This window comes from Microcoleus sp. B13-B6 (assembly GCF_036705405.1).
Classification (GTDB): Bacteria; Cyanobacteriota; Cyanobacteriia; order Cyanobacteriales; family Microcoleaceae; genus Microcoleus.
In genome coordinates, this window is record NZ_JAUBUJ010000197.1 from 1 (window position 1) to 5,832 (window position 5,832).

Below are 5,832 nucleotides of genomic sequence, written 5' to 3' on the forward strand. Positions count from 1 at the left end.
CCGCCCGTCCTTTTTGGACGGGCGGGACGCCCATCCCACAAACTTGTGGAAGTTATTTAATTCTCATTCCTAACTAAAAGTGAATATAATTGACTCGATCGAGAAATACCTGTTTGTTGCCTATGAGTAGCCTGACGTTTGCCTCTGCCCATCAGCTAGCGCGACTGATTCGCGATCGCCAAGTCTCTGCCGTCGAAGTTCTCGACGCTTACCTTACTCAAATCGCCAAGCACAACTCGCAATTAAACACCATTTGTACCCTGGATGAAGACAATGCTCGTACTAGAGCAAGACTTGCCGATGAAGCCCTAGCCAGAGGAGAAAACTGGGGTGCTTTACATGGGGTTCCCATCACGATTAAAGACATTTTTGAAACAGCCGGACTCCGCACCACAGCAGGCTATATTCCCCTCAAAGATTATGTCCCTCAACAGGATGCAACTGCTGTTGCGAGATTGCGGGCAGCAGGTGCTGTCATCATGGGAAAAACCAACATGGCGGAACTGGCTGCCAATTATCAAAGCACAAATTCTCTGTTTCCACGGGTGAATAATCCTTGGCATCTTGACTACACACCGGGTGGCAGTTCTGGAGGGAGTGCCGCGGCTGTCGCAGCAGGACTTTCACCGTTGGATTTGGGGAACGATTTCGGGGGTTCGGTGCGTCAACCCGCTCATTTCTGTGGCATATATGGTTTAAAGCCGACAGATCGCCGTATTTCTACAGCAGGGCAGATTCCTGAAGTGCCGGGAATGCCACTGTCTATTCGGCAAATGATGACAGTAGGCTGTTTTGCTCGATCGCTCGAAGACATCCGGCTATGTTTTTCGTTAATTGCAGGCGCGGATCTGCGACGCCCTGATGTCCCGCCGATTCCGCTCGATCGACCCTCTGGGAAGCCTGTGCAGCAGCTCAAAATCGCTTGGACTGCTGAATGGGCCGAAGTTCCCGTTGCTTCTGAAATTCGAGCAGCTATGGAGTCGATCGTGCAGACACTCTCTCACGCAGGTGTCCACACCGAACGCTGGCTTCCCAAAGACTTTGAGCTTTCCAAAATATTGAATCTCTACGGACGGATCTCAATGTACCTCACTATCTACGCTCAACCGCAGGATAGATATAACCTGCGTCGTAGTTTAGAGTTAATCTTCCGCACCGCAACCCAAGGCGACAAGGAACTCCGAAAATTGGGAGATTTCAGCAGATTCCTACCTGAGATATTGAATCCAAGTTTGAAAGGATATTTCGAGGCACTCACACAGCGCGATGCCTTCACTGCCCATATAGATGAGGCATTAGAACCGTGGGATGTATGGCTTTGTCCCGTTGCGGCAACCGCTGCGTTTACTCATCGTCCCGCTTGGAGTGCCGTTGAGGTTAATGGCAGATCCTATCCTCATGCAGTGGCAAACGGGGCTTACACCCTGCCTTCTAATCTTAGTGGACATCCTGCCGTGGTAATTCCAATTGGACAAACTCAAAATGGTTTACCGATTGGGATGCAAATTGTTGGTAAGCGGTGGTGCGAAATCGAGTTGTTGGCGATCGCAGAAGCGATCGACAAAGTGGTTGGTAGCTTGCAACACCCACCTGGTTACTGAGCATTTTATCAAGTTTCACTTGATGGTCAATGTTTACTCTTGTGGTAGCGTGCGTCACGTTTGAGATTTTCAATGTGCACGAAAAGTATGAATCGGACGCACCGTTTTTTGCGGGAGTGCGTCAGTTGTGAGATTCTTAGTTTGTAGGGGAAATAATCCTAGCTGAGGCACCCTACTTGATTGTTACTGCTGTCTAAAGACTACCTTGTCTCTACAATTAACAGGATTTACGGACAAAGCGGTTTGAGAAGAACTGCGAGTTCCCTTGACATTAGTTCGCCCACATTAGAATATTAGCTCTAGAGACACATCGCATCAACTAGAAAACAAAAATATGAGTGCAGACGAACAGATATTGCAATTACCTCATATAAGTTTAAAGAGCAGAACACTACTGCCGCAAGAATCTGGAATATATTACGTTGTAGATGAAAAATTTATAATTTGGTACATCGGAAAAGCAAAGAATCTTCGTACCCGGTGGACAGGTGATAGTCACCACAGACTAGATCAACTACAAAAGCAACGAAAAAAACAGTTTACTATCTACTACGAATTGTTGCCTGAATCGCTACTTGACATTCTTGAACAGCAGCGGATTGAGCAGTACAGCCCGCAGTTGAATCGAACTCAAGTCAAGGCTAAGCAATTAGCTCCCACAGAGAGATTATTACAGGAAACGTTATTTAGCCTAGCCCCGTACAGTTTTGTATTAGGTGTAGAATCCCCCAGAAAAGAAGACCTTAAATTTATAGAAACTTCTATCTCTTGGGAAAATAATTGGAGAGTAAAAAAGGCTGTTTTGCCTCTGAGTGTAATACACATTTGCATAAATCTAAGTGAATTAGGCAACAACTGGAACTCAGAAATGCGTTTCCTGAGAAGGATTTTTAGAAAGCGCAGTAATTATTATAATAATTGGGAATTTGCTTATACTTATAAAGGTAAACCCATTTATGAATTAGCCGTGAGAAGATTGTTGGTTAATGGGTTCGTTATAGAAGTATATGGAATCGATCGACAAGCCTTACAATACATTCAAGGGTACGATTTGACTCAAGTGGCAAATGTAGACGTTAGGGCTGTTGATGAAGCTTCTTTAGCCCTCCTAAAAAATAAGTGTTTGCTTGGGATTGGAGGGATATCTTTGGCTAAAGATAACCAAGATGACCTATATGAGAGACTTTCCCGCAAGGCTATAGAACGAATATATCCTTATAAACAAGATTTCGTTAAATTACTTTTTAATGAAGAGATAGATTTCAGTCAAGCGCAAGTATTACCAACCAACACAACAACTGTCCGGGATAGTAATACAGGTATGCTGGTAAGGTTAGCTAATCTTGCCAATAAAAAACAATATCTGGCCACCTTGTTAACGGAACGCGGTATTGACTTAAATCGTTATGAGGTAAATAGGTATCTAGAGCAATTACCAAAGGATGATAATTACATAGACAGCAGTACAGATAAAAGAATGAATATTTTTATTAAGCCATTCTTTGGTAAGCTCGAAGAGCCTATAGGAGACAGAATTGTTAATTCTGAAGTTATTCGGATGAACAATACAATATATGGTGCAAAAGGGATGACGAGTCAAATCTCTTTGCGCGAACGTTACAACGAAGTTTATTTGCAGGCGACAGTAGATAGAGTGTTTTGGTTGCTGCTAGAAACCTACTTGTCCGCTTTTGCTAAAGTAAAGCTGAACAAAGAAGAAGGATATGTAAGCAAGGCGTATGTATCGCCTAGAAGATTTATAGCACCTGCTATACTCACTGTCACCTTAAATGGGAAATGGAAAGCAGATATTCCATTTGGTTCTAAAGATAATATGTCATACGATGAAAGTGTAGACACGATCGCACGTCTTTTACAGGCAAGCGGAATCCCTAAGCTGAAGTTTTCATTCAAAGTAGAGTGTATACGCACATAGCTGCTTGTAAAAAAAGAGTAATATCAATTACACAGTTTTTTAGACAAGCTGCATAACAGGCGCAACAGCCTAGCTGACAACTAACAACTGACAACTGACTAATGACTAATGCTGGCGAGTGGCTCCCAGCTTGTCACATCTTCAAATAAAGATTGATAGCCCGCTGCATTGGGATGCAGCCCATCTGCAATCAGGCGAGATCGCCACCAATCACTGCCCCGATTTACCCATTTATCAAAAATATCTAAATAGGGAATTCCCCGCAACTCACAAGCTAATTTCGTTGCCTCTTTATACCGATATTGGTCAGCATGATTGTAATACAAACAATCTTGAAAAGGCATTTTACTTTCATCCACTGGCACCATCCCGACAAATATCACCGGACAAAGTTGTTGGGACAGGTTTAACAAATGATCCAAAACAGTTTTAAAATGTTCAAAATCAGTGTAGCTGCGCCCGGTAGGCGACTGCACTCTCGCCGAATCGTTGAGACCTACGGAAAGAATAATCGCATCCGGGACGCGGTTTCTGAGTTCGCCCCGGTGGCGAAACTCGTTTTCGAGCCGCTGGGAGACTTGATAAGCCCGATCGCCCCGAACGCCCAAATTGTATAAAACGTGTCCTGCACTCTCCGGTAACATCCACTGGCGCCGCAATCTTTCTACCCAGCCACCGCCTACACCGTCGCCGAAACCGTAGATTAAGCTGTCACCGAAAGCAACCAATTTGAGGGGATGAGAATTTCCCCGATGCAAGTGACCAAAGGAATAGGCTGTTGCTACCTGCATAAGCAATGATACTCAGTTAATAAATTATGAATCTTGACATACTAGACTAGAATGTAACATTACATAAAGTAGGGAGTCTCATGGTTAAGCGTCCAACCTTCGATTCAACTCAGCTAACTCGTCGGGCGGAAGAGTTGATTAACGGTGCATCCAACCGCTATCGGATTACGGTGCAGGTGGCGAACCGCGCAAAACGCCGTCGCTATGAAGATTTTGACAATATGGATGACCATCAAATGAAACCTGTAATGCGGGCGATATTTGAGATGTCGGACGAACTGACTCAGCCGGAAATTATCGGAGACATCTAGACTTTGGGAGTTTTGGGTTTTGAGTGGTGAATTGCGAGCAATTTTTTCACACTCCACACTCAAAACTTTCTCAAACTAGACTGGCGGGCCTGGGCGAGAAACCCGGTTTCTTCTTAGCTGTCTCGTTGACAAACTTCTGATTTTCCTAAACCGGGTTTCTTTTCCTAAGTCCTAAAATTAGAAACTAGGACATCTGCTTGGGGTAAGTTTATGAAATTATTCTATTTTTGAAATTCTTGTCAAAACCGTGAATAGATTAAAGCAGGGCTTAAGTTTTCTGTTGGTTACTTTGAGTGTAGCGATTTTCACGCTTTTGAGTTGGGTATTGGAATCCGGGGAACTGAGTATGTCGGCTTTGAAACCTTCGCTGCTGCGGAGTTCTGAGTCGGCCTCAGTGCAGCGGGTGGCTCAACAATCTGCGCCGCCACAAGTGAGGGTGCAAGATGCGTGGAAATTGGTGTACGAAAAATTGCCGGATTTGCCGATCGAAAATAACTACATTTCTAAGGAAACTGGAAAAGTCGATCCTACTAATACTTTAGTCGGGCGGTTGATTCGATATCACGTATTTGTCAAAGGACGGCCGCCCAATTACCGCTTTGATTGGAAGTTGAGTTTAGCTGACTATTTGGGGGCGACTCCCGATTATTTGGTGGAAAGCGTTTATCCGGGAAAGGACGTTTTGCGATCGAATCCAATGGAACAGGATCGCGCTGCTATTCAAAGTTTAAATAGAGCACAGCGGGATGCTTTGGTTCAAGCTTTGGTTGATGTTTTTACGGAGACTGCCGGGGGTGGGCGCACACCGACGGCGGGGGAAAAACCACAAGGGCGATCGAATTCGCCGGAGATACCGCAGCCCCAGCCGGGAGATGCGAAGTTGCTGGCACCTTAATACTCATGGATACAGAAACCGGGTTTTTTACGGAAATATTGCTGTTGACCCTTTAACACAGCTAAAAAACCCGGTTTCTTCCGTTTCGTATTTATGGGTAAGTTCTACTAAGGATCGCGAATTAAATAACTTACAATTTTAATTGTTATTGTGGGATGGGCGTCTCGCCCGTCCTTTTTGGACGGGCGGGACGCCCATCCCACAAACTTGTGGAAGTTATTTACAGCGTATTCCAGGTTTATGAAGTACAGTAGCAGCAGCTTGTAAACCAGTTTTTAAAGTGCTTAGGATTGACCAA

Annotated in this window: 5 protein-coding genes; 4 read left to right on the forward strand and 1 reads right to left on the reverse strand. The window is 44.5% G+C overall.

Annotation, left to right across the window (positions count from 1 at the left end; all coding sequences use genetic code 11):
• Positions 1–122 precede the first annotated feature (122 nt).
• Positions 123–1,601 (forward strand): amidase, encoded by a 1,479-nt coding sequence (locus tag QUB35_RS38145; protein WP_333148167.1) that lies wholly within the window; start codon positions 123–125, stop codon positions 1,599–1,601.
• Between the two features lie 334 nt (positions 1,602–1,935).
• On the forward strand, positions 1,936–3,537 hold the full coding sequence (locus QUB35_RS38150) for a hypothetical protein (RefSeq protein ID WP_333148169.1): 1,602 nt from the start codon (positions 1,936–1,938) through the stop codon (positions 3,535–3,537).
• 98 nt (positions 3,538–3,635) lie between these two features.
• Here the strand turns inward: QUB35_RS38150 and QUB35_RS38155 are convergent, their stop codons facing one another.
• Positions 3,636–4,328, reverse strand: a complete 693-nt coding sequence (locus tag QUB35_RS38155) for a GDSL-type esterase/lipase family protein (RefSeq protein ID WP_333148171.1) — start codon at positions 4,326–4,328, stop codon at positions 3,636–3,638.
• Positions 4,329–4,408: 80 nt separating this feature from the next.
• Here QUB35_RS38155 and QUB35_RS38160 point away from each other — a divergent pair, with 80 nt between their 5' ends.
• Together QUB35_RS38160 and QUB35_RS38165 are read left to right on the forward strand one after the other, a co-directional pair.
• On the forward strand, positions 4,409–4,639 hold the full coding sequence (locus tag QUB35_RS38160) for a DNA-directed RNA polymerase subunit omega (protein ID WP_015175138.1): 231 nt from the start codon (positions 4,409–4,411) through the stop codon (positions 4,637–4,639).
• A gap of 247 nt (positions 4,640–4,886) precedes the next feature.
• Positions 4,887–5,534 (forward strand): hypothetical protein, encoded by a 648-nt coding sequence (locus tag QUB35_RS38165; protein WP_333148174.1) that lies wholly within the window; start codon positions 4,887–4,889, stop codon positions 5,532–5,534.
• Positions 5,535–5,832 lie beyond the last annotated feature (298 nt).

Coding starts and splice junctions, on each gene's coding strand:
- QUB35_RS38145 (WP_333148167.1), top strand. CDS start 123: ATGAGTAGCCTGACGTTTGCCTCTGCCCATCAGCTAGCGCGACTGATT.
- QUB35_RS38150 (WP_333148169.1), top strand. CDS start 1,936: ATGAGTGCAGACGAACAGATATTGCAATTACCTCATATAAGTTTAAAG.
- QUB35_RS38155 (WP_333148171.1), bottom strand. CDS start 4,328: ATGCAGGTAGCAACAGCCTATTCCTTTGGTCACTTGCATCGGGGAAAT.
- QUB35_RS38160 (WP_015175138.1), top strand. CDS start 4,409: ATGGTTAAGCGTCCAACCTTCGATTCAACTCAGCTAACTCGTCGGGCG.